20 protein-coding genes are annotated in these 22,549 nt (G+C 65.2%); 12 read left to right on the top strand and 8 right to left on the bottom strand.

Translation table 11 applies throughout. The annotated features are described in order from the left end of the window. Positions 1-34 precede the first annotated feature (34 nt). Together treC and treP are read right to left on the bottom strand one after the other, a co-directional pair. Positions 35-1,684, bottom strand: coding sequence for an alpha,alpha-phosphotrehalase (gene treC, locus VL52_RS03515; protein ID WP_046155726.1), 1,650 nt, complete (start codon positions 1,682-1,684; stop codon positions 35-37). Next, positions 1,677-3,131: a PTS system trehalose-specific EIIBC component gene (treP, locus tag VL52_RS03510; protein WP_046155756.1), complete on the bottom strand. Its 1,455-nt coding sequence runs from the start codon at positions 3,129-3,131 to the stop codon at positions 1,677-1,679. The genes treC and treP overlap by 8 nt, the downstream gene beginning before the upstream one ends. A gap of 504 nt (positions 3,132-3,635) precedes the next feature. Here treP and VL52_RS25720 point away from each other — a divergent pair. Next, positions 3,636-4,106, top strand: coding sequence for a WapI family immunity protein (locus VL52_RS25720; protein ID WP_438939059.1), 471 nt, complete (start codon positions 3,636-3,638; stop codon positions 4,104-4,106). 233 nt (positions 4,107-4,339) lie between these two features. Here VL52_RS25720 and treR read toward each other — a convergent pair whose 3' ends face one another. Continuing rightward, the gene (gene treR / locus VL52_RS03500; protein WP_046155724.1) at positions 4,340-5,044 is read right to left on the bottom strand and encodes a trehalose operon repressor; all 705 of its coding nucleotides are present in this window, start codon (positions 5,042-5,044) and stop codon (positions 4,340-4,342) included. 81 nt (positions 5,045-5,125) lie between these two features. Beyond that, a complete protein-coding gene (locus VL52_RS03495) occupies positions 5,126-6,022 on the bottom strand; it encodes a LysR family transcriptional regulator (RefSeq protein ID WP_046155723.1) in 897 nt (298 codons plus the stop codon). 125 nt (positions 6,023-6,147) lie between these two features. On the opposite strand from VL52_RS03495, the gene aceB reads away from it, so the two are divergent. From aceB to VL52_RS03480, 3 genes are all read left to right on the top strand, one after another. After that, complete coding sequence (gene aceB / locus VL52_RS03490; RefSeq protein WP_082113597.1) at positions 6,148-7,743, top strand: malate synthase A; 1,596 nt, start codon at positions 6,148-6,150, stop codon at positions 7,741-7,743. Between the two features lie 145 nt (positions 7,744-7,888). Beyond that, positions 7,889-8,584 carry an SIMPL domain-containing protein gene (locus VL52_RS03485; protein ID WP_046155722.1) on the top strand — a complete coding sequence of 232 codons (696 nt, stop codon included), beginning with the start codon at positions 7,889-7,891 and terminating at the stop codon, positions 8,582-8,584. 101 nt (positions 8,585-8,685) lie between these two features. Continuing rightward, complete coding sequence (locus VL52_RS03480) at positions 8,686-9,297, top strand: glutathione S-transferase (protein ID WP_046155721.1); 612 nt, start codon at positions 8,686-8,688, stop codon at positions 9,295-9,297. Between the two features lie 64 nt (positions 9,298-9,361). Here the strand turns inward: VL52_RS03480 and VL52_RS03475 are convergent, their stop codons facing one another. Further along, positions 9,362-10,039 (bottom strand): DUF1345 domain-containing protein, encoded by a 678-nt coding sequence (locus tag VL52_RS03475; RefSeq protein WP_046155720.1) that lies wholly within the window; start codon positions 10,037-10,039, stop codon positions 9,362-9,364. 159 nt (positions 10,040-10,198) lie between these two features. Between VL52_RS03475 and VL52_RS03470 the strand changes: the two genes are divergently transcribed. Next, on the top strand, positions 10,199-10,966 hold the full coding sequence (locus VL52_RS03470) for a 2OG-Fe dioxygenase family protein (RefSeq protein WP_082113596.1): 768 nt from the start codon (positions 10,199-10,201) through the stop codon (positions 10,964-10,966). A 142-nt stretch (positions 10,967-11,108) separates the two neighbouring features. Beyond that, complete coding sequence (locus VL52_RS03465; RefSeq protein WP_046155718.1) at positions 11,109-11,843, top strand: substrate-binding periplasmic protein; 735 nt, start codon at positions 11,109-11,111, stop codon at positions 11,841-11,843. Between the two features lie 62 nt (positions 11,844-11,905). On the opposite strand, the gene VL52_RS03460 is transcribed toward VL52_RS03465, so the two are convergent. Continuing rightward, positions 11,906-12,187 (bottom strand): hypothetical protein, encoded by a 282-nt coding sequence (locus VL52_RS03460; RefSeq protein WP_046155717.1) that lies wholly within the window; start codon positions 12,185-12,187, stop codon positions 11,906-11,908. 124 nt (positions 12,188-12,311) lie between these two features. Continuing rightward, the gene (locus tag VL52_RS03455; protein WP_021476553.1) at positions 12,312-12,527 is read right to left on the bottom strand and encodes an HP1242/YdcH family protein; all 216 of its coding nucleotides are present in this window, start codon (positions 12,525-12,527) and stop codon (positions 12,312-12,314) included. Between the two features lie 191 nt (positions 12,528-12,718). Between VL52_RS03455 and hflK the strand changes: the two genes are divergently transcribed. The 6 genes from hflK to sgrR all read left to right on the top strand — a co-directional run bounded on the left by hflK (position 12,719) and on the right by sgrR (position 21,696). Next, complete coding sequence (gene hflK, locus VL52_RS03450; protein ID WP_046155716.1) at positions 12,719-13,744, top strand: FtsH protease activity modulator HflK; 1,026 nt, start codon at positions 12,719-12,721, stop codon at positions 13,742-13,744. Beyond that, entirely contained in the window at positions 13,744-14,622 is an 879-nt protein-coding gene (gene hflC, locus VL52_RS03445; RefSeq protein ID WP_046155715.1) for a protease modulator HflC, read from the top strand. The genes hflK and hflC overlap by 1 nt, the downstream gene beginning before the upstream one ends. Beyond that, the gene (locus tag VL52_RS03440; RefSeq protein ID WP_046155714.1) at positions 14,619-15,863 is read left to right on the top strand and encodes an NRAMP family divalent metal transporter; all 1,245 of its coding nucleotides are present in this window, start codon (positions 14,619-14,621) and stop codon (positions 15,861-15,863) included. Before hflC ends, VL52_RS03440 begins: the two co-directional genes overlap by 4 nt. A 24-nt stretch (positions 15,864-15,887) precedes the next feature. Further along, positions 15,888-16,958, top strand: coding sequence for a YjbE family putative metal transport protein (locus VL52_RS23700; RefSeq protein ID WP_082113595.1), 1,071 nt, complete (start codon positions 15,888-15,890; stop codon positions 16,956-16,958). Between the two features lie 381 nt (positions 16,959-17,339). Next, positions 17,340-19,718 (top strand): glycosyl hydrolase family 18 protein, encoded by a 2,379-nt coding sequence (locus VL52_RS03430; RefSeq protein ID WP_052729087.1) that lies wholly within the window; start codon positions 17,340-17,342, stop codon positions 19,716-19,718. A gap of 292 nt (positions 19,719-20,010) precedes the next feature. After that, a complete protein-coding gene (sgrR, locus tag VL52_RS03420; protein ID WP_046155712.1) occupies positions 20,011-21,696 on the top strand; it encodes an HTH-type transcriptional regulator SgrR in 1,686 nt (561 codons plus the stop codon). A 21-nt stretch (positions 21,697-21,717) separates the two neighbouring features. Here sgrR and VL52_RS03415 read toward each other — a convergent pair whose 3' ends face one another. Then, positions 21,718-22,290, bottom strand: a complete 573-nt coding sequence (locus VL52_RS03415) for a hypothetical protein (RefSeq protein WP_046155711.1) — start codon at positions 22,288-22,290, stop codon at positions 21,718-21,720. Positions 22,291-22,549 lie beyond the last annotated feature (259 nt).

The following is a 22,549-nucleotide window of genomic DNA, read 5'->3' as shown; positions in this document are numbered from 1 at the left end:
CCGGCATGAAAGCGGTATTCGGGTGCGGGGGCGGTTAGGAAACGCTTGGCGGCGCGGCCCGATACAGCAGCGAATGCCAGGGCCTCAACTGGCCATCGGCATGCGGCGGGTGGTTGGACAGCAGCAGCTCCAGCGCCCAGCCCTCCGGCACGGCGTCCGGCGGCGGCTGGTAATGGATGTTGTCGGCGCCGAAGTGGTTGATGACCAGCAGCACTTCACCGTCGCAGCGGCGGGTGTAGGCCCACAGGCTGGGATGGTCTGGCGTCAGGCAGCGGTAGTCGCCGTCGGCGAATACCCGGTATCGCTTGCGCAGCTGGATCAAGCGGCGGTAGTGATGCAGCGCGGAATGCTTGTCGCCGATGGCGGCGGCGACATTGATCTCGGCCGCGTCCGCCGCCACGGCTATCCACGGCTCCGCCGCGCTGAAGCCGGCGTTGGGGCTGTCGTCCCACTGCATCGGCGTGCGGGCGTTGTCGCGCGAGCGCTGGCGTATCACCGCCATCGCCTCGGCGTCGGCATAGCCCTCCGCCAGCAGCTGGCGATAGGCGTTCAGGCTTTCCACGTCGCGCAGCTGGCCGATATCGGCGAAGCCAGGGTCGGCCATGCCGATCTCCTCGCCCTGATAGATATAGGGCGTGCCCTGCAGACCGTGCAGCGCGGTGGCCAGCATCTTGGCGGACTCGGTGCGCCAGCGGCCGTCGTCGCCGAAACGCGACAGCGCGCGCGGCTGGTCGTGATTGCACCAGAACAGCGCGTTCCAGCCGCCGCCGGCGTGCATGCCGTTTTGCCAGTCGGACAGGATGCGCTTGAGCGCGATGAAGTCCACCGACCCCGGCCGCCACTTTTCGCCATCCGGATAATCCACCTTCAGATGGTGGAAGTTGAAGGTCATGCTCAGCTCGCGCCGGTCCGGCCGGCTGTAGGCGATGCAGTGCTCCAGCGAGGTGGACGACATCTCGCCCACCGTCATCAACTCATGGCCGTCGAACACTTCGCGGTGCATCTGCTGCAGGTATTCATGCACGCGCGGGCCATCGGTGTAGAAGTGGCGGCCGTCGCTGTCGTCTTCGGAGAAGGCCGGGTCCTTGGAGATCAGGTTGATCACGTCCAGACGGAAGCCGGCCACGCCCTTGTCGCGCCAGAAGCGCATCATCTCGAACACCGCCTGGCGCAGCGCCGGGTTGTCCCAGTTCAGATCGGCCTGGGTCTTGTCGAACAAATGCAGATAGTACTGGCCGCTGGCGGGGTCCTTCTCCCAGGCGCTGCCGCCGAACTTGGACTGCCAGTTGTTCGGCGCGTCGCGCCAGATGTAGAAGTCGCGGTAAGGGTTGCCCCTGCCCTTCAAGGCCTCCTGGAACCAGGCATGCTCGGTGGAGGTGTGGTTGACCACGATGTCCAGCATCACGCCAATGCCTCGCCGCTTGGCCTCGGCCAGCAGCAGCTCGAAGTCTTCCATGCTGCCGTAGGCCGGGTCGATGCTGTAATAGTCGCTGACGTCGTAGCCGTTGTCATGCTGCGGCGAGCGGTAGAACGGCGTCAACCACAGGTAGTCCACGCCCAGCCAGGCCAGGTAATCCAGCCTGTCCGCCACGCCCAGCAGGTCGCCGGTGGCTTGGTTGCGGTGGCTGCTGAAGCTCTTGGGGTAGATCTGATACACCACCGCCTGTTTCATGTCCTTACGCATGTTGCGTGGCCTCCTCTTGGGCAGCCGCCGTCAACTGGCGGCGCGCCAGCAGCCAGGTCAGGCCGAAGGGCACGATCAGCGCCACCAGCATGCCCGCCAGGAACAGCGGGATGTACTGCGGAATGATGGAGATGAAGGCCGGCAGGCCGCCGACGCCTATCGCCGACGCCTTGACGTGGCCCAGGCTGATCAGCACCGCCGCGCAGGCGGAGCCGGCCAGCGCCGCGTAGAACGGCAGCTTGTAACGCAGATTGACGCCGAACATCGCCGGCTCGGTGATGCCGAAGAAGGCCGATATCGCCGAGGTGGACGCCATGTTCTTGTCGTTGGCGCTCCTGGCCAGCCAGAACATCGCCAGCGCGGCGCTGCCCTGCGCGATATTGGACAAGGCGATCATCGGCCAGATGAAGGTGCCGCCCTGGCTGGCAATCAGCTGCAGGTCTACCGCGATGAACATATGGTGCATGCCGGTCAGCACCAGCGGCGCGTACAGCGCGCCGAACAAGGCCGCGCCCAGCCACGGCGCCAGATTGAACACATAGACCAGCGCGTCGGTGACGGCGATGCCGAGGTGGCGGGCCAAGGGGCCAATCACCGCCAGCGCCAAAAAGCCGCTGACCGCGATGGTGACAATCGGCACCACCAGCAGTTGCACCGCGTTGGGCACCCGGGGCCGCAGCCACAGTTCAACGCGGCACATCACCCAGGCGGCGGCCAGGATGGGCAGGATCTGGCCCTGATAGCCCACTTTTTCGATATGCAGGCCAAACAGGTCGAAGTAAGGCACCGACGCGCCATCCAGCCCCGCCGCCGCCTTGCCGTAACCCCAGGCATTGAGCAGGTCCGGATGCACCAGCAGCAGGCCCAGCACGATGCCCAGAATCTCGCTGCCGCCAAAGCGCTTGGCGGCGGACCAGCCCACCAGCGCCGGCAGGAAGACAAAGGACGTGTTGGCCATCATATTGATCAGCCCCCACAGTCCGGACAGGCCCGGATAGGCGTCCAGCAGGCTCCTGCCCTCTATGAACATGCCCTTGGCGCCCAGCAGGTTATTGGCGCCCATCAACAGGCCGGCGATGACGATGGCCGGCAATATCGGCATGAACACGTCCGAGAACACCTTCACCAGTTGCTGCAGCCGGTTCTGCTTGGCGTCGCCGCTGGCCTTGACGTCGGCGATGGTGGCGCGGGCCACGCCGCCCTGCTTCACCATCTCGGCGTAGACGCGGTCCACGTCGCCGGCGCCGATGACGATCTGGAACACGCCGGCATTGCTGAAGTGGCCCTTCACCAGCGCCACCTGCCGCAGCGCGTCGCTGTTGACCTTGGCTTCGTCGTGCAAAGAGATGCGTAGCCGGGTGAGGCAGTGCGCAGCCTGGCGGATATTGGCCGCGCCGCCGATGTTTTGCAGTATCTGCGCGGCGATCGCCTGATAGTCGTGACTCATCATCCCTCCCTGTACCTTGTTGCGGCGGTCGGTTTGCTTCCGGCAACGATGCCGGAAATCCGCCTATTTGTGGTGATTGTCTGCATAACAACTTTGGGCAAGTTAACTCGTACATACAAGTTGGTCAACACTCGTCTGTACGAGTTTGCGAAAAGTCAAACCGACTGCCGCCATTTCGCAACAGCGGCAAAGAGAAGGCCCGGGCGGATGACTCCGCGCCGGGCCGGTCTCATTCATCTGCTTTGCAATCAACGGTGGATCGCCCCTGCGGGGCATCCACCCTACGAAACACCGCCTGCCGTAGGGCGGAATCCCGGCAAAGCCGGGAGTTCCGCCGGGTCGCCGGGTCGCAGAGTCCCAGAAATCATGGCAGTATCCGAGATACGTGGTATTTGCCGCATTCCTATGGGCAGGACGCGGCAATGAATAGCGCTCTAACCTTGTGCTCAAGCCGACTCGCAACGGCTGGGCACTACAGGCCGGCCATTTCATTCCAAGCCTTCCATGCCCAGCCGCCGCTCGCGGCTCAGCTTGAAAATTAGCACTCACATGAGCGTCATGAGATTTGAAAATTCTGGTTCCCATTTCGAGATGTCTATTGCCATTGAGGACGATCCGGCCACTCAGAACCGCGGCGACGTATACATCACGATTGACGTACTGTCAGGTGGTTTTAGGGGGCGCAACGATCTTTGGGTTTTTGATGGGGAGTTCTCTGCCTTTTGCGCTGCTCTCATTTCACTAGAGCACTCGCTCAATGGCGAGGCCACACTAGAATCCATGTCGCCCGATGAGCTTAAGCTCCGCATCTTTTCCGTGAATAGTCGCGGGCACTTGGCGGTAGAGGGCAACACGGGATACTGGTCCCAAGACCAAGAGGGCTCTTTTTGGCATTCCGTGTCGTTTGGCTTTTCGTTTGAGCCTCAGCAACTCACAAGAGCGCTCACGGCACGGTGGATACGGGGCGAGGGCTAACAATTCATTCAAGCCGAACCGGCGCCGCCGGTCGGCTTAACTCAGCCGCGGGGCCACTTAGTTCATCCTCTGGTGGGCTTATGTACTATTTAACTTCTTCAAACATCGTACTCCTCGAAGGAACAGACCACGATTTCCACCGATTCAGCCAGATGAAATTAACCGTGGCCTGCCTCCCCTTCCCAAAGTCCGCTTACACAAAACTCCGGGCCCCCTCGCCCTGAGAGAAAACGCTAGCGCCGCGCAATATCCGTGAAATAAAACTTGTCCAGCCGATGCCGCGATTCGGTGTATTCGAATAGCCGGCCGTCGTAGAGGTGGGTCAGGTTTTTGACCACGATCACATGGTCCATGCCGTTCAGGTCCAGGTAGCGGCGGTCGTCGTCGTTGCAGGGTTGGGCTTCGATGATGCGCTGGGCGTAGCTGATGGTCAGCCCCAGATCCTGCTCGATGTAGCGGTAGATGGAGCCGGCGGCGATGTCCGCGTTCAAGCCGGGCACCAGGCCGGCGACAAAGTGGTTGATGTCCAGGATCACGTTTTCGCCGTCGATATTGCGCACCCGCTTGATCTTGACGATGCCGGTGCCCTCGGCCAGACCGGTGGCCTTGGCCAGCGGCGCGTCGGCCGGCTGTTCCGCCAGCTCCGCCACTTGCGACACCACCTTGCGCCCCATGCGCTCGTTCATTTCCTGGAAGCTGACGATGCCGCTGAGCTGGAATTCGATATTGCCCGGCTTGAGCACGAACATGCCCTTGCCGTGGATTTTCTGCACGTAGCCGCGCTCTTGCAGCATGTCCACCGCCTTGCGCACGGTGCCGCGGCTGGCGTCGTAGCTGTGCATCAGCTCGGATTCGGATGGGATGCGCTCGCCCTGGGCGTAGCGCCGGTTATCGATGTCGGCGACGATGTCGGAATAGATCTGATGGTATTTGTTCACGTTGTTTGTCTTCTTGTGCGCGCGGCCCCTGCGCGGCGAGGCCCTACCTTAGCAAGCCGCGGCCGGCGCGGCAAACCGCCCTCAATCCCAATAGCCCGGCGCGGCGTAGGCAGCTTTCAGATGTTCGATGAAATGCCGCACCCTGGCCGGCAGCAGCTTGCGCTGCGGCACCACCGCGTACACCGGGTAGTCCGGTGACGAGAAATCGTCTAGCACCGTCGCCAGCCGGCCCTCGGACAGATCGTCCTTCACCTCCCACAGCGAGCGCCAGGCCAGGCCCAGGCCCTGCAGCGCCCAGTCGTGCAGCACCGCGCCGTCGTTGCACTCCAGCGCGCCTGACACTTTCAGGTTCACCGGCTTGCCGTCCACCACGAAACTCCAGCCGCGGCTCTGGCTTTCCCCCAGCGACAGGCATTGGTGATGCTGTAGATCCTCCAGCGCCCGCGGCGCGCCGCGGATGGCCAGATAAGCGGGCGACGCCACCACCACGCGATGGTTTTCCGCCAGCCGGATCGCCACCAGGCCGGAATCGGACAGGTCGGAGATGCGGATGGCGCAGTCGACGCGGTCGCGCTGCAGGTCCACCAGCCGGTCGGACAGGTCCAGCGTCACCTTCACCTCCGGATGCAGGCGCTGGAAGGCGGCGACATGCGGCGCCACGTGGCGGCGGCCGAAGCCGGCCGGCGCGGACAAGCGCAGATGGCCGCGCGCTCTGCCGCTGCCGGACGCCACCGCCGCCTCGGCCTCTGTCAGATCGGCCAGTATCCGCTGGCAGTCCTCGTAAAACGCCTCGCCCTCCTGCGTCGGCGTGACGCTGCGGGTGGTGCGCGCCAACAGGCGCACGCCCAGCCGCTCCTCCAGCGCGTCCAGGCGCCGGCCCACCATGGCCGGCACCACGCCCAGCTGCCGCGCCGCGGCCGACAGGCTGCCCAGCCCCACCACCGCGACAAAGGTCTCCAGCTGCTTCAGCTCGCTCATTATCTACCTAAAAGTAAAAAATGTTATGTTTTTCATGCCATTTCTTTTTACTTGGATGGCGAATAGACTGTCAAACATTGCATTGCAGCATCATCATGTCATTTCCCCTACCAAGGAGCGCGCGCATGGCAGTCAATCTCCCGCAGGGCGTGGAAGTTCTCGCCGACATCACTCCGGCCTACGCCGAAATCCTCACCCCCGAGGCGCTGGCCTTCGTCGCCAAGCTGCATCGCCGCTTCGAGCCGACCCGGCGCGAGCGCATCGCCGCCCGCGCCGCGCGCCAGGCCGAGCTGGACGCCGGCAAGCTGCCGGACTTCCTGCCGGAAACCGCCGCCGTGCGCGCAAGCAACTGGAAAATCGCGCCGCTGCCGCAGGACCTGCTGGACCGCCGCGTGGAAATCACCGGCCCGGTGGAGCGCAAGATGATGATCAACGCGCTGAATTCCGGCGCCAAGAGCTTCATGGCCGACTTCGAGGACTCCAACTGCCCGAGCTGGGACAACCAGATCGCCGGCCAGATCAATGTCCGCGACGCCTACCGCAAGACCATTTCCTTCCAGAGCCCGGAAGGCAAGCAATACCAGCTGAACGACGCCGTCGCCACCCTGCTGCTGCGCCCGCGCGGCTGGCACCTGATGGAAAAGCACGTCAAGGTGGACGGCGAGATCGTGTCCGGCAGCCTGTTCGACTTCGGCCTGTCGTTCTTCCACAACATCCATTACCTGCGCGAAAACGGCAGCGCCACCTATTACTACCTGCCCAAGATGGAAAGCCATCTGGAAGCGCGCCTGTGGAACGACGTCTTCGCGTTCGCCCAGAGCGAGCTGAACGTCCCGCAGGGCACGATCAAGGCCACGGTGCTGATCGAGACCATCCTCGCCGCCTTCGAGATGGACGAAATCCTCTACGAGCTGCGCGAGCACTCCGCCGGCCTCAACGCCGGCCGCTGGGACTACATCTTCAGCTGCATCAAGAAGTTCAAGCAGAACCGCGACTTCTGCCTGGCCAACCGCGCGCTGATCACGATGACCGTGCCCTTCATGCGCGCCTACGCGCTGCTGCTGCTGAAAACCTGCCACCACCGCGACGCGCCGGCCATCGGCGGCATGGCGGCGCTGATTCCGATCAAGAACGACGCGGCCGCCAACGAGAAGGCGCTGGCCGGCGTCAAGGCCGACAAGGACCGCGACGCCACCGACGGCTACGACGGCGGCTGGGTGGCCCACCCGGGCCTGGTGCCGATCGCCGACGCGGCGTTCACCGCGGCGCTGGGCGAAGCGCCGAACCAGATCGCCAAGCAGCGCCCGGACGTGCAGGTTTCCGCCGCCGACCTGCTGAACTTCCAGCCGGAAGCGCCGATCACCGAAGCGGGTCTCGCCATGAACATCAACGTCGGCATCCAATACCTGGGTTCCTGGATTTCCGGCAACGGCTGCGTGCCCATCCACAACCTGATGGAAGACGCCGCCACCGCCGAGATCTCGCGTTCGCAGATCTGGCAGTGGATACGCTCGCCCAAAGGCGTGCTGGACGACGGCCGCAAGGTGACGGTTGAGCTGTTCCGCGAGCTGCAGGCCCGCGAAGTGGCCAAGCTGCAAGCCGAATACGGCGCGCGCTGGACCCGGCAATACGAAGACGCGGCCAAAATGTTCGACCTGTTGACCACCTCGGACGATTTCGTCGAGTTCCTGACGCTGCCGGGCTACGAGTACATCGCCTGATCGGCTCTCCGGCTATCCGAACGGCCCCTTCCGGGGCCTTTTGGCATTTTTGCCCACGGCGGAGGCATCCGCAGGCACGGAACCTGCGCTTGCCAAGCCGATCGAAGCGGAGTCTACTTCCCTCACATTCAGCCAAGGAGCCGAAATGAGAAAAAACCGAATCAAGCCCATGCTGCTGTGCTTCATGCTGGCCGGCGCGGCGCCGCTGGCCTCCGCCGCCGACGGCGTTCAGCTCAATCTGTCGGCCAGCGCCCAGCGCGATGTCGCCAACGACCAGATCAGCGCCACCCTGTATGTGCAACAAAGCAACAACCAGGCCGCAGTGCTGGCCGATAGGCTGAACAAGGCCACCGCCAACGGCATGGCCATCGGCCGCGGCTACAAGGACGTGCAGCTGTCCAGCGGCAGCTACAGCACCTGGCCCAGCTACGACAAGAACGGCAAGATCACCGGCTGGCAAGGCCGTTCCGAAATCCAGCTGAAGAGCAAGGACTTCGCCCAGGCCGCCGAGCTGATCTCCAAGCTGCAGCAGACCATGCTGCTGGAAGGCGTGCAGTTCGGCGTCTCCGACGAGGCCCGCCGCAAGGCCGAGCAAAGCATGATTCCCGAGGCCATCTCCAATCTGAAGAATCAGGCGGAAGTGGCCGCGCGCGCGCTGGGCAAGAACACGGTAAACATCCAGCAGCTGGACATCGGCCAGCAGAACCACGGCTTCCGGCCGCCTGTCATGATGATGAAGGCGGCGATGGCGGGGGCCGAGTCCAACGTCAGCCAGCCCGACCTGCAGCCGGGCCAGACCCAGCTGCAACTGCAAGTCAGCGGCAAGGTTGAACTCAAGTAAGGCTTTCAGCCCCCGCCCGCTTGCGCTAAAGTAAGCACTACGCTCGCCGGCCCCGCCTCGGGGCCGGCGTCATCTTCCGATCCCTCGCCATCGCTCCTAACATGAAACTGATCGCCTCTTTGACCAGCCCCTATGCCCGCAAGGTGCGCATCGTGCTGGCTGAAAAGAAAATCGACTGCCCGCTGGAGGAGGACGTGCCCTGGAACGCGGACACCCGCGTCACCGAGTACAACCCGCTGGGCAAGGTGCCGGTGCTTGAGCTGGACGACGGCTCCACCTTGTACGACTCCCGCGTGATCGTCGAATACCTGGAAAACAGCTCGCCGGTATCGCGCCTGCTGCCGCAGGACAACCGCCAGCTGATCGGCGCCCGCCGCTGGGAAGCGCTGGCCGATGGCATCATCGACGCGATGGTAGCCATCGTGCTGGAGCGCCGCCGTCCGCCAGAGAAGCAGATGGAGGAAGTGGTGGAGCGCCAGCGCGGCAAGATATTGCGCGGCCTGGCCACGCTGTCGGAGGACCTGGGCGAAAAGCCATGGTGCACCAGCCACGGCTACAGCCTGGCCGACATCGCCGTCGGCTGCTGCCTGGGCTACCTGGACTTCCGCGCGCCGGAAATCGACTGGCGCGCAGCTCACCCCAATCTGGACGCGCTGCTGCAACGGCTGCATGCCCGCCAGTCCTTCCAGGACACCGAGCCGCCGGTCGCCTGAGCCTCGCCTTCGGATAAAAAAACGCCACCGCGAGCGGTGGCGTTTCGCATTGTCGGCCAGCCGCTCAGATCAAGCCGGCTGCGATGTTGATCATCAAGGCCAGCACGGTGGCGTTGAAGAAAAAGGCCAGCACGCAGTGCACGGTGCCGGTGCGGCGCTGGCTGCCGTCGGTGAAGCTGACGTCGGCGGTCTGGCCCGAGGTGCCGATGATGAAGGCGAAATACAGGAAGTCCTCATAATCCGGCTGCCGGGTGCCGGGAAACTCCAACCCTCCCGGCAGGCCATGCGCCTCCCTGGCGTAGAAGCCGCGCGCGTAGTGCAGCGCGAACATCACATGGGTGAACGCCCACGACGACAGCAGCGTCAGCACCGCCAGCGCGATATGGGCGGCGCGCGGCCAGCCATGCATGTCCTTCACCACCGCCAGCTCCATCACGATGGCCGACAGGCTGGCCGCCGCCGCCAGGCACACCAGCAGCAACACCAGCCACTGCCCCTCGTCCTCCACCCTGGCCCAGTGCCGTATCGGCTTGCGCCCGGTCCCGAACATCATCCAGCCGACCAGCGTCAGGTACAGCCAGGCCCCCGCATTCCAGCCGATGATGTAGCGCGTGACGTCGTGCATCGCCACGACATGCGGCAAGGCCACGATCGCCAGCAGGCCGAACAGCGCCGACCAGGCCAGCCTGGGCCGCGCCAGCACCATGCGCGCCAGAATGAAACGGCGAAGCAAGCTCGTCATCAATGAATACCCTCCCGTGTCGAATGCGCGCAACACGCGCCCCCCAAACTATCTGGCGGGCATTGCCGCAGATTAAATTCATATTGCATAAAATATTTCTCTTTTCGATTCAGTTACAGCAGAATTCAGACTACAAACACAAGAACCATTGGAGAGACCATGAGCTCGGCACTCGCCGCCCACCACCCTCAAACCCCGCCCCACCCCGAACCGCAGTTGGAGCAGATCTGCCAGCGCCTGGCGCTGCAGGACTTCTGCCTGCTGCCGGCGGAGCAAAGCCGTCCCCTACTGCAACGCTTTCCGGGCGCATTGGCTGACTGGGCGGCCTTTCAGGACAGTTGGAACCATCTGCAGCAGGACAAGTTCATGGCGGATGGCGGGCGCTACCGCAAACGGCTGCACGCGACGCTCAGCGCCGAACCGTCCGCGCGCGCCGCGCGCGCCGAAGCCCACCGCCCGCATTACCAGAGCAAGCTGTACAACCCGCTCAATGGCGGCGTGCCGCGCCATTTCGAGCCGATACGCAACGAGATCCTGCACGGCGCCACCATGCAGGCCGCTCTGAGCCTGGGCTGCGCCGTCTTCGGCCAATTGTCGCCGTATACGCCGTGGCATATCGAAGCGCACCAATTCCGCATCGAAACGCGTAACCGCCAGCCCGGCTGGCCGACGCCGGAAGGCGTCCACCGCGACGGCGTGCACTTCCTGATGATGATGATGGTCAAGCGCCACAATCTGGTGAACGGCGCCACCGAGCTGTTCAACCTGGAAAAACAGCCGCTTACCTCGTTCACGCTGACCGATCCGCTGGACATCGCGCTGGTCAACGACGAGCGCGTGCTGCACGGCGTCACCCCGGTCAGCCAGCTGGATCCATCCCGCGACGGCAGCCGCGACGTGCTGCTGATCAGCTTCCGCCGCCGCTGACCTTCTCAGGCCATCCAGTCCCGCCGGAGGCCAGGCGCGCCGGCGCGGCATCGGGACATTTTCCGGCCACGCCAAATGGTAATCTTCTTGGCCTATGCTGATGTAAACAATGGCGACGACAAGCCGGATGGAGTGGACCGTGATGAGAAGCATGCTGGCGCTGATGGCGGCCTGCTGGTTCGGCTGCGCGCCGGCCGCGGAGCTCCATGCCTATACCGAAGACGTTCCGCCGCTGAACTACCTGGACAACGGCAGCGTGAAGGGTTACTCCACCGAGGTGCTGCAACTGGTGGCGCGCGAGGCTGGGCTGAATCTGACGATCGAGGTGCTGCCCTGGCTGCGCGCCTACGCCAAGGCCAGGGATACCCCGGGCGGCCTGCTCTATACCGTGGTGCGCACGCCGGAGCGCGAGGCCCAGTTCCAATGGGTGGGTCCCATCGGCTCGCGCCGCATCTACATGTACCGCCTCGACAAACGCGCCGATATCCGCGTCGATGCCGCCAGCGACCTGGTGCGCTACCGCAACGGCGTGCTGGCGGGCTCGGCCTCCGCCAACCAGCTGCACGCGCTGGGACTGCAAAGCGGCCAGAACCTGGACCTGGGCCAGAGCGACGCGGTGAATCTGAAAAAACTGCTGCTGAAGCGGGTGGATTTGGTAGCCATGCTGGACTGGGCGATGGCCTGGCAGATGCGCCAGCAGCGGCTGCCGGAAAAGAACGTTTCCCCCGTCTGGCTGCTGGACGGCAAGCTGCAGTACTGGTTCGCCCTGAATCCGCAGACGCCGCCGGAACAGACCGCCCGGCTACAGGCCGCGCTGGAGAGGGTGCGCGCCGACGGGCGGCTGCAAGCCATCCGCCACCGTTATCGCGACGACTGACGCCGCGCGCGAAAACGCCCCGGCGGCATCCGCTCGGGGCGTTGGCGAAAAACCGGCGGCGCTTACTCGGCGCCGAGCGCCTTCAGCAAGGCGTCGGCCGAATCAGCTCCCGCCATCGCCTCCCGCAGGCGGTTGAACGCCTCGGCGGCTTTTTCCGGATGTTTGGCGAACGGCACCAGGCCGTCATGGCTCCAGCCGGCGGCGGCCAGCGCCTGCTTGCGGAAATTCATGCCATCGTTCCCGCCTCCTCCCATCGCGACCAGCGCCTGCTCGATCAGCGTATGCGGCAGCGGCGTGCGGCTGAGGGTAACGAAATGCTTGCTTTGGATCTCATCGAAATGCATGGAAACCTTCCCCGGGGCATAGAGTTGTTTTATTAGTATTAGTCTCAACTCTGCCGATTTGCAGGCCGGAAATCGCAAAGCCGGCGCAAACGGCCGGCTTTCGGATCTCCGCCTCGCCTGCGAATCAGGAGGCGCGAGCCTTCAGCAACGTGTAAAGCTCATCCTTCAGCTTCAGTTTTTCCTTCTTCAGCGTTTCGATCTCTTCATGCGTCGCGGACAGGATGCGCTCTTCCATGTTCTTGATCTGCTGGTCCAGCTGATTATGCTTGTCGAACAGGCGGGCGAAATGCGTGTCCTCGGTTTTCAATCGGGTGATCAGTTCGCGGTATTCGGGAAACATCGGCCATCTCCTTCGCGGTGGGTGGGGCCGGCGCCGCCGGCCATGACTTCATGCTAACGCCCGTGCGCCCGGTTTCATTTGATCTGTCTCAGGCATTGCCGTATCCCTAAATCTGCGCTCCTTGTCATCCTTTCGGCATTTGCCGCGTTAAACCCGACAGCAAGCATGGTTAAAATCAGGACAAGCCCGACATGCCCGATCCCCGTCTCCCGACACCGCCCCTCCCCTCCACCCTGGCCGCGCTGCGGCAGCGGCTGGACTACACGCTGGAACTGCTGGGCATGCGCGGCAAGGGCTTGGCGCTGCTCGCCGGCATCGTCGCCATCCTCTGGCTGGCCTCCGGCGTCTACCGCGTGGAGCCCGACGAACAAGGCGTGGTGCAGCGCTTCGGCCGCTGGAGCGACACCACCTCGGCCGGCCTGCACTACCACCTGCCCTGGCCAGTGGAAACCATCCAGCTGCCCAAAGTCACCCAGATCAAGCAGCTGAAGCTGGCCAACCTGTACGAAAGCGGCCCGCCCGACGCCGCCGACCCGCGCGAGAAGCAGATGCTGACCGGCGACGAGAACATCGTCGAGGCCGACTGCGCGGTGTTCTGGCGCATCAAGGACGCCGGCCAGTTCCTGTTCCGAGCCAACAAGCCGGAAGAAGCGCTGCGCATCACCGCCGAAGGCGCGCTGCGCGAGGTGATCTCGCGCACGCCCATCCAGGCCGCCATGTCCAACCGCCGCCAGCAGGTGGCCGAAGAGGCCCGCGGCCTGATCCAGCAGCGGCTGGACGCCCAGCAGGCCGGCATCCTGATCACACAGGTGCAGCTGCAGCGGGTGGACCCGCCGGCGGCGGTGATCGACGCCTTCAACGACGTGCAGCGCGCCCGCGCCGACCAGGAGCGCGCGCGCAACGAAGCACAGGCCTACAGCAACGACATCCTGCCCAAGGCGCGCGGCGAGGCCGAGCGCATCCGCCAGGAGGCCGAAGCCTATCGCAGCCAAGTGGTCAACCTGGCCCAGGGCGAGGCCAAGCGCTTCGACTCGGTGTACCAGACCTACGCCCAGGCCAAGGACGTCACCGCGTGGCGGCTATACCTGGAAAGCATGGACGACATGCTGAAGAAGGCCAGCAAGGTGGTGATAGACGGCTCAGGCAAGAGCGGCGCCGGCGTGCTGCCGTTGCTGCAGCTGCAAGACAAGCCCAAGGCCGGCAAGGAGAACCGCTGATGGACAAGCAATGGCGCGGAATCGGCTGGGCGGCGTGCCTGGCGGCCGTCTGGCTGGCGCTGTCGGCCCAATACACGCTGAACGAGGGACAGAAGGCGCTGGTGGTGCGCCTGGGCGCGCCGGTCAACGTGGACGGCGAGCCGGGGCTGAAATTCAAGCTGCCGCTGATTGATAGCGTGCAGTATTACGATACCCGCCTGCAGATGCTGGCTCCGCCGCCGGAGCAGATCATTCTGGGCGACGAGAAGCGGCTGGAAGTGGAAACCTATACCCGCTATCGCATCGCCGACACCCTGCGCTTCTACCAGGCGCTGCGCACCGAGGAGCAAGCCCGCGCGCAACTGACGCAACTGGTCAGCACCTCGCTGCGGCGCGAGCTGGGCAAGGCGCCGCTGACCGACCTGCTGTCGCCGCGCCGCCGCAGCATTGTCGAACGCATCCAGCAGGAAGTGGCGGAACGCGCCCGGCCGATGGGGCTGGAAGTGACGGAAGTGCAACTGCACCGCGCCGACCTGCCCCTGGAAACCAGCCAGGCCATATACGACCGCATGAAATCGGCCCGCCAGCAGGAGGCGAAGGAATTGCGCGCCCAGGGCGCGGAATGGGCACAGCAGATCCAGGCCAAGGCTGACCGCGACCGCACCGTGATCCTGTCCGAAGCGCAGCGGCAAAGCGCCATCATCCACGGCGAGGCCGACGCCGACGCCGGCCGCACCCTGGCCCAGGCCTTCAGCAAGGACCCGAAGTTCTACAAGTTCTACCGCTCGCTGCAGACCTACCGCCAGTCGCTGGCCGACTCCGCGCCGACGCTGGTGCTGTCGCCCGACTCCGCGCTGCTGCATGACCTGAAAACCGGCCCCGCGGGCGGCAAGCCATGAACGGAGCCGACATGCCGCTGCAAGCCTCCACGCTGCGCCATCTGCTGGCCGCGCTCGGCCCCGGCCTGGTGGTGATGCTGGCCGACACCGAAACCGGCAGCGTGATCGCCGCCGCCCAGAGCGGCGCGCACTGGGGCTACCGCATGCTGCCGCTGCTGTTCGTGCTGATTCCCTTCCTGTATCTGGCGCAGGAGTTGACGATACGGCTGGCGCTGGGCACCGGCAAAAGTTATGGCGAGCTGGTCCGCCGCCGCTGGGGCCGCCGCGCCGAGCTGGCCTCCGCCGCCGTGCTGCTGCTGAGCTGCCTTGGCGCGCTGGCGACCCAGCTGGCGGGTCTGGCCGGCATCGGCCAGCTGTTCGGCATCCCGGCCTGGCAGACGATAAGCCTGCTGTGCGCGCTGATCCTGGCCATGGTGTGCAGCGGCAGCTACCGCTCGGTGGAGCGCATCGCCATCTGCCTGGGCGTGTTCGAACTGGCCTTTCTGGCCGAAGCCTGGCTGGCCCACCCCGATCCGGGCCAGATGGCGGCGCAGCTGTCCAGCCTGCCGCTGGGCAACCACGACTTCCTGCTGCTGGCCGCCGCCAACATCGGCACCTGCGTGATGCCGTGGACGCTCAGCTACCAGCAGTCGGCGCTGCTGGACAAGGGACTGACGCTGGACGACCTGAAGCCGGCGCGGATGGACACGCTGCTGGGGGCCATTCTGTGCCAGATCATCACCGCCGGCATCCTGATCGCCGCCGCCGCGGCCTTCGGCAACGGCGCGGGCGGCCAGAGCCTGGACAGCATCCCCGAGATCGCCGGCGGCTTCACCCGCCTGCTCGGCCCCACCGGCGGCCGCCTGCTGTTCGCGCTGGCGCTGGGCGGCGGCGCGCTGGTCGCCGCCATCGTGGTCTGTCTCACCAGCGCCTGGACGCTGGGCGAGCTGGCCGGACGCCGCGACTCGCTGGAAAAACATCCGCTGGACGCGCCCTGGTTCTACGGCGGCTTCGCCGCGATGCTGGCCGGCGCCGGCGCGCTGGTGGCCTCCGGCGTCAACCTGGTCAAGCTGTCCATCGTCACCTCGGTGGCCAACGCGCTGCTGCTGCCCGTCATGCTGGCCGGGCTGTACTGGCTGGCCTGCCGCGAGCTGCCCGCGCCGCTGGCGCCCAGCCGCCGCTACCGGATGGCGCTGGCGCCGCTATTGCTGCTGCTCGCCGGCTTCAGCCTCTACGCCGGCATCGTCGGCAGCCTGGGCTGAGGCCCGCCCCTCAAGGAATACGGTATGGAACCCGACAGCCTCGCCCACTCGCTGAGCATGACCTTCCAGGTCTCCTTCCTGGACCTGATCCTCAGCGGCGACAACGCGCTGGTGATCGCGTTGGCCTGCCGCTCGCTGCCGGAAGCATTGCGCCGCCGCGCCGTGCTGTGGGGCACCGGCTTCGCCATCGTCCTGCGCCTGCTGCTGGCGGCCGCCACCGGCGCGCTGCTGCGGGTGCCGATGCTGAAGCTGATCGGCGCCGCCATCCTGCTGGCCATCGCCATCCAGCTGCTGCTGGGCGGAGACGAAGACGGCGGCGAGGCCCTGGCGGAACAAGCCGGCCACAGCCAGCAGTTATGGAACGCGGTGATGCTGGTGGTGGGGGCCGACCTGGCGCTGAGCCTGGACAATGTGGTGGCGCTGGCCGCCGCAGCCCAGGGCAACGTGCTATTTCTGTTGCTGGGCCTGGCGCTCAGCGTGCCCTTGCTGATGTACGGCAGCCTGCTGCTCTCCAAGCTGATGGACGACTACCCGCTGCTGATCCCGGCCGGCGCCGCCGTGCTCGGCTGGCTGGCCGGCGGTCTGGCCGCCAGCGACGCGCTGTGGGGCGACTGGGTGGCCAGCCAGGCGCCGGCGCTGCTGGTCGTGGCGCCGCTTATGGGCGCCGGCTTCGTGCTGCTGCAAAGCCGCATCGTCCGCGAACAGCGGGCCAAACTGCCCGCCGCGCCGCCTCCCCTGCAGCTGTTCGCTCCCCTGGCCCGCAAGCTGGCCAGCCTGGGCGATGCCGGAACCCTTGCCGGCCTCCCCGCAACCATCTCGGCCCAGACGCCCGCCGAGACGCAGGTAGCCCATCCTGACTCCACACCGGCCGTGACCGCCATCACTGCGGAAACGCTTCCGCCCTCGATGCCGGTCCCGGCCGAGCCGCCGCCAAGCGGCGAGCGGAACGACGCCCGCCTCAGTCCCGCGCTCAAGCTGCTGGTCGGCCTCGCCGCAGTGCTAGGCGCGCTGGTGCTGCTGTGGCTGGCCTGGCGTCTGCTCAGCCAGGGCCTGCTGCCCGCGCCTCACCATCGCGCGCCATCGCCCCATCCCTGACATCTGGTATGTATCTGGTATGCAACACTTTCAGGACAGACCCACTGACCTGATGACCAGCCGGCCTTGAAACCAAGGCCGGCGCCAACACGCCCGGCCTCCCTCTCTCCCCATCCCCAGCCAGTACCTCAAGGCTTGCAGAATCTCGCCCCACAGGCCTTTACCCATCCCATTCAAAGACAATGTCATTTAGTGCTTTTCCTCTAATAACCGAGATTGATTAATAAAGCCAATTCAATCTGAAAGTTATTAATTACAAGATCGACCTGTAAAAAAGTACAGGGTCATTTTTCATCCTAGTCGCTACATTCCAATTTGCAATACCACTTCAATACAACTCAAGCGCTTGTTTCGCACCCAATCACAATAGGGAGATACCGAGTGAGCAAGACCCTGATGCTTGTGAAAAGCGGCCTGGCGGCCGGCGCCATAGGCGGCGTCGCGCTGGTGGCCGGCACCGTGCCATCCGGCGCCCCGTTCCCCGCGGCGCATTCCTCCTATCTGCTCAAGACCGCTGACAGCAGTTGCGCCGACCCTGCCTGGAACGCCACGACCGTCTACACCGGCGGCCAGCGCGTCAGCTACCAGAACCAGACCTGGCAAGCCAAGTGGTGGACCCAGGGCAATACGCCGTCAGCCGGCGACGCCAGCCCCTGGCAACTGATCGGCCAGTGCGGCGGCGGCAATCCGCCGCCGGTCGATCCGCCGCTGGTGCAGGTGCCCGCTCCCACCGGCAACGCGCTGTGCCGGCCCGAGGCGCTGGCGCAGACCCAGGGCGTGGACGTTCCCTACTGCGCGGTTTACAAGCAAGGCGGCTCGGAACAGCTGGCCAACGGCAGCCGCCGCCGCATCATCGGCTACTTCACCAGCTGGCGCACCGGCAAGGACGGCAGCCCGGCCTATCTGGCCAGCGACATCCCCTGGAACAAGCTCACCCACATCAACTACGCCTTCGCCCATGTCGACGGCGACAACAAGCTGTCGGTCAATGACGCCGCGCCGGGCAACCCGGCCACCGACATGACCTGGCCGGGCGTGGCCGGCGCCGAGATGGACGCCAGCCTGCCGTACAAGGGCCACTTCAACCTGCTGACCCAGTACAAGCGCAAGTATCCTGGCGTGAAGACGCTGATTTCGGTGGGCGGCTGGGCCGAAACCGGCGGCTACTTCGACGCCAGCGGCAAGCGCGTGGCCAGCGGCGGCTTCTACAGCATGACCGTCAACGCCGACGGCACCGTCAACCAGGCCGGCATCAACGCCTTCTCCGACTCCGCGGTCGCCTTCCTGCGCAAGTACGGCTTCGACGGCGTCGACATCGATTTCGAATACCCGACCTCGATGAACAACGCCGGCAATCCGCTGGACTGGAGCTTCTCCAACGCCCGCCTGGGCTCGCTGACCAAGGGCTACGTGGCGCTGCTGCAGACGCTGCGCGACCGGCTGGACCGCGCCGCCGCCCAGGACGGCCGCTACTACCAGATCACCGCCGCGGTGCCGGCTTCCGGCTACCTGCTGCGCGGCATGGAGACCTTCCAGGGCTTGAAGTATCTGGACTTCGTCAACGTGATGTCGTATGACCTGCACGGCGCGTGGAACCGCTTCGTCGGCCCCAACGCCGCGCTGTACGATGACGGCAAGGATGCCGAACTGGCGTTCTGGAACGTGTACAGCACGCCGCAGTACGGCAATATCGGCTACCTGAACACCGACTGGGCCTACCACTACTACCGCGGCGGCCTGCCGGCCTCGCGCGTCAATATGGGCGTGCCCTACTACACCCGCGGCTGGAAAAACGTCACCGGCGGCAGCAACGGCCTGTGGGGCAGCTCGGTGGGCAGCAACTGCCCGACCGGCCTGACCGAATGCGGCGACGGCGCGGTGGGCATCGACAACATCTGGCACGACCTGGACGACAGCGGCAAGGAGATCCCGGGCGGCTCCAACCCGATGTGGCACGCCAAGAACCTGGAGAAAGGCCTGGCCGGCAGCTACCTCGCCTCCTACGGCATCGACACCACGCTGCCGATCAACCAGCTCTCCGGCAGCTACCAGCGCAGCTACAACAGCGCGCTGGCCGCTCCGTGGCTGTGGAACGCCGGCAAGAAGGTGTTCCTGTCCACCGAGGACGAGCAGTCGATCGCGCAGAAGGCCGCCTGGATAGACGCCAACAACGTCGGCGGCGTGATGTTCTGGGAACTGGCCGGCGACTATGACTGGAAAGCCCAGCGCAACAACGGCCAGGGCGAGTACTTCATCGGCACCACGCTGACCTCGCTGCTGTACAACACCTTCAGCCAGCCGCCCAAGGTCAGCGCCCGCCGCGCCGACGCCGCGCCGGCGCCGACCGCGGCGATAGACGTGGGCTTCAGCCTGGGCGGCTTCAAGCTGGGCGATCAGAACTATCCGATCAACCCCAAGCTGACCATCGTCAACCGTTCGCAAACCATGCTGCCCGGCGGCACCGAGTTCCAGTTCGACGTGCCGACCTCGGCGCCGGCCAATATCGCCGACCAGTCCGGCTTCGGGCTCAAGGTGATCAGCGCCGGCCACAGCGGCAGCAACGTCGGCGGCCTGAAGGGCGACTTCAACCGCGTGTCGGTGAAGCTGCCCAGCTGGCAGAGCCTGGGCGCCGGGCAAAGCGTGACGCTGGACGTGGTGTATTACCTGCCGATCTCCGGCCCCAGCCACTACACGGTGGGCCTGAACGGCAAAACCTACGCCATCCGCGACGAAGCGCCCTACCTGCCTTATCTGCGCTGATCGCCCTGGGTCCGCGTCCTCGCGGACCCGACCCAATCCCTTGTTCCTCCGCTTGCGGCCGGCTCATCCCGGCCGTCTTTTTTTTCGTCGTCCCATTGCATCACCTCACTCAGGCGGCTCAAGGCCTCTTGAGGATCAATGCCGAACAACGGGCGCTGTCCGCTCAGATAATCATGTAAAAAACGCGACAATGATTTGGGCTCCATTTTGGACTCCTCGTGCTGGATGCCGCATTGTCGCGCTGATAACATGAACAAAAAATTGCTGACTTTTTCCTACAAATTTCCCCTTTATGAGCCATAACCGCCTGTTGCAACAATACAGCCGCCTGCGCCAGGGCTTCGCCGGCCAGGATGGCGAGGCCTCGCTGCAGCAGCTGGCCGACCTGCTGTGCTGCACCCGCCGCCACATGCGCAGTTTGTTGGTCCAGATGCAGGGGCTGGGCTGGCTGGAATGGGATGCCCGCTCCGGGCGCGGCAGCCGTTCCGGCCTGCGTTTCCTGCGCAGCGTAGGAGAGCTGCAGCGGCGGCAAGCCGAAGCGCTGCTGGAACAGGGTAAGGTGGAGCAGGCGGTGGCGCTGCTGGACGACGATCCCAGGCAACTGGCGCCGCTGCTGCTGTCCCGCCTGGGCCACCGCTGGAGCCAGGACCGCCAGGTGCTGGGCGTGCCTTATTACCGGCCCATGCCGAATCTGATGCCCGGCACGCCGCTCAGGCGCTCCGAGCGTCATCTGGTGTCCCAGATCTTCAACGGACTGACCCGGCTAAACGAGGAAAAAGGGGAAATAGAAGGCGATCTCGCCCATCACTGGGAACAGCATTCGGAGCGGGAGTGGCATTTCCACCTGCGGCCGCGGGTACGCTGGCACGATGGCCGCGAGCTGAGCCTGGACGACATCGCCGCCACCCTGGAACGCTTGCGCACCCAGCCCCTGTTTTCCCATCTAACGGGCATGCGCCGGCTATCGCCGCGCAGCATCGCCATCCAGTTGTCCGAGCCCGACCTACGGCTGCCCCGGCTCTTGGCCGACCCCGCCGCGCTGGCACTGCCGGCCGACCACGGCGCCCGCCCCGGCTTCGCCTCGCATCCCGTCGGCACCGGACCTTACCGGGTGGCGATCAACGATGCTCACCGGCTGTCGCTGCAAGCCTTCGACGACTACTTCGGCCACCGCGCGCTGCTGGACCAGGTGGACATCTGGATGGTGCCCAAGCTGGGAGACCAACTGGAGCTGGACGTTCAGGGCATCTGCGATCTGACCGTGGAAATCAATCCGCGGCCGGCGCAGGAGCAAACCGAAATGTCGCTGGAAACCGGCGTCTATTTCCTGCTGTGCGACGGCCGCTCGCCCCTGATGCGGGACGACGCCGTCCGGCGATGGCTGGCCCAGGCGCTGACGCCGCTGGCCATCATGCAGCAAACCCCGCCCGCTGCCCGCCAGTTCTGGGTGGCCGCGGCCGGCCTGCTGCCGCGCTGGCACCACAGCCGGCCGGAGACGCCCTCGCCGGCGCCGCGCCTCCCGGCGCTGCGGCTGGCCTATTACGAGCAGCACCCCGAATACCGGCAGATCGCCGCCGCCATCGCCGAATGCCTGGCGCCGCACGGCATCGCCGTCCAGTGCCGGACATGCAGTTATCAGGATTGGGAGTTCGGCCGGGAAAAAGCCGATCTATGGCTGGGCACGGTCAACTTCAGCTGCGACATAGACTACGCGGTGCCGGCCTGGCTGCTGGGCACGCCGCTGCTGCGCCATTGCCTGGAACCGGCGCTGCCGCTGGAACAATGGCTGCGCGGCTGGCGCCGCGGCGAGGAGCAGGCGCACAGCCTGGCCGCCCAGACCGTGAGGCGGCACTGGATGCTGCCGCTGTTCCACAATTGGCTGCGCTTGAAGGGGCCGGGCCAGATCGAAGACTTCCGCCTCAACAGCATGGGCTGGTTCGACTTCAAATCGGTCTGGCTGCGCCCCGGAGAAGTCTAGGCCGCGCAAAAGACGGCCGGCTCAGTTGTACGGCAGCTCGTACACGTGCAGCGTCTGCAGGGCCAGCGGATTGACCGACTCCACCTTGCCGCTGCTGTAATCGACGATCAGCGGATGCTTGGCCGGATCGCAGGTGGTCGCGACGCCGCCCGCCCTGTCGCCCCCCGAGATGTTCACCGAAGTCGGCCCGATGCCGGCCGGCTTGCGGCCCAGGTTGTTCAGCTCCAGCGCATTGGCCAGATCGCCGGACAGAAACAGCGAGCGCACGCCCTGAGGATGGTTGCGCACGCACAAGAAGGACTGGAAATAACGAACCTTGCGGTTGTTGATCAGGTAGAAATCCTTGTCATAGATGGCTTCGTTGACCACGTAGGCCATGTCCTGCACCGCGCCCTCGGCTCCAGCGGCGTTGACGATGAACCGGCTGCCGGACTTCAGGCAGCCCAGACGCTGGTCCAGCCACATGTCCTCCATTTCCGACGCCGCGCACTTGAGCGGCCCCTGATACGGTCTCACCGCCTCCGCGGCGAACGCCGGCATGCCCAGACAGGCCGCCAATGGCAGCCACGACAGTATTTGTAATATCTTGTGCATTTGCCCACCACCCAAACCGAATACATGCGCCGCCGGTCCGCGTCGTTCGCAACGCGCCACCGGCCCCATATACCCCGCCCGGCCCACCCTCTTTATGTTCCCCGGAAACAGGCGACCGCCTCTTCCCGTCATTCGCCTTCACGCAAACGGCCTCCCCAGGACGTTCGCCATGCCAAAACCCATCAAGAAACCTTTTAGCATATTCCTGGGGCAAGTTTATGTCACCAAGAATTTACAAATCAGCCGCCCTGCATGCGTC

The sequence above is a fragment of the Chromobacterium vaccinii genome, from assembly GCF_000971335.1.
Classification (GTDB): Bacteria; Pseudomonadota; Gammaproteobacteria; order Burkholderiales; family Chromobacteriaceae; genus Chromobacterium; species Chromobacterium vaccinii.
Note: the sequence above shows the minus strand (reverse complement) of the source record. Positions and strands in the feature narration are given on the sequence as shown.

What these genes read in the sequence shown, in the direction of transcription:
- aceB (WP_082113597.1), top strand. Translation starts at nt 6,148, where the DNA reads ATGGCAGTCAATCTCCCGCAGGGCGTGGAAGTTCTCGCCGACATCACT.
- treC (WP_046155726.1), bottom strand. Translation starts at nt 1,684, where the DNA reads ATGCGTAAGGACATGAAACAGGCGGTGGTGTATCAGATCTACCCCAAG.
- VL52_RS03470 (WP_082113596.1), top strand. Translation starts at nt 10,199, where the DNA reads ATGAGCTCGGCACTCGCCGCCCACCACCCTCAAACCCCGCCCCACCCC.
- VL52_RS03440 (WP_046155714.1), top strand. Translation starts at nt 14,619, where the DNA reads ATGAACGGAGCCGACATGCCGCTGCAAGCCTCCACGCTGCGCCATCTG.
- hflK (WP_046155716.1), top strand. Translation starts at nt 12,719, where the DNA reads ATGCCCGATCCCCGTCTCCCGACACCGCCCCTCCCCTCCACCCTGGCC.
- VL52_RS03475 (WP_046155720.1), bottom strand. Translation starts at nt 10,039, where the DNA reads ATGACGAGCTTGCTTCGCCGTTTCATTCTGGCGCGCATGGTGCTGGCG.
- VL52_RS03495 (WP_046155723.1), bottom strand. Translation starts at nt 6,022, where the DNA reads ATGAGCGAGCTGAAGCAGCTGGAGACCTTTGTCGCGGTGGTGGGGCTG.
- VL52_RS03415 (WP_046155711.1), bottom strand. Translation starts at nt 22,290, where the DNA reads ATGCACAAGATATTACAAATACTGTCGTGGCTGCCATTGGCGGCCTGT.
- VL52_RS03485 (WP_046155722.1), top strand. Translation starts at nt 7,889, where the DNA reads ATGAGAAAAAACCGAATCAAGCCCATGCTGCTGTGCTTCATGCTGGCC.
- treP (WP_046155756.1), bottom strand. Translation starts at nt 3,131, where the DNA reads ATGAGTCACGACTATCAGGCGATCGCCGCGCAGATACTGCAAAACATC.
- hflC (WP_046155715.1), top strand. Translation starts at nt 13,744, where the DNA reads ATGGACAAGCAATGGCGCGGAATCGGCTGGGCGGCGTGCCTGGCGGCC.
- VL52_RS03460 (WP_046155717.1), bottom strand. Translation starts at nt 12,187, where the DNA reads ATGCATTTCGATGAGATCCAAAGCAAGCATTTCGTTACCCTCAGCCGC.
- VL52_RS25720 (WP_438939059.1), top strand. Translation starts at nt 3,636, where the DNA reads ATGCCCAGCCGCCGCTCGCGGCTCAGCTTGAAAATTAGCACTCACATG.
- VL52_RS03465 (WP_046155718.1), top strand. Translation starts at nt 11,109, where the DNA reads ATGAGAAGCATGCTGGCGCTGATGGCGGCCTGCTGGTTCGGCTGCGCG.
- sgrR (WP_046155712.1), top strand. Translation starts at nt 20,011, where the DNA reads ATGAGCCATAACCGCCTGTTGCAACAATACAGCCGCCTGCGCCAGGGC.
- VL52_RS23700 (WP_082113595.1), top strand. Translation starts at nt 15,888, where the DNA reads ATGGAACCCGACAGCCTCGCCCACTCGCTGAGCATGACCTTCCAGGTC.
- VL52_RS03455 (WP_021476553.1), bottom strand. Translation starts at nt 12,527, where the DNA reads ATGTTTCCCGAATACCGCGAACTGATCACCCGATTGAAAACCGAGGAC.
- VL52_RS03480 (WP_046155721.1), top strand. Translation starts at nt 8,686, where the DNA reads ATGAAACTGATCGCCTCTTTGACCAGCCCCTATGCCCGCAAGGTGCGC.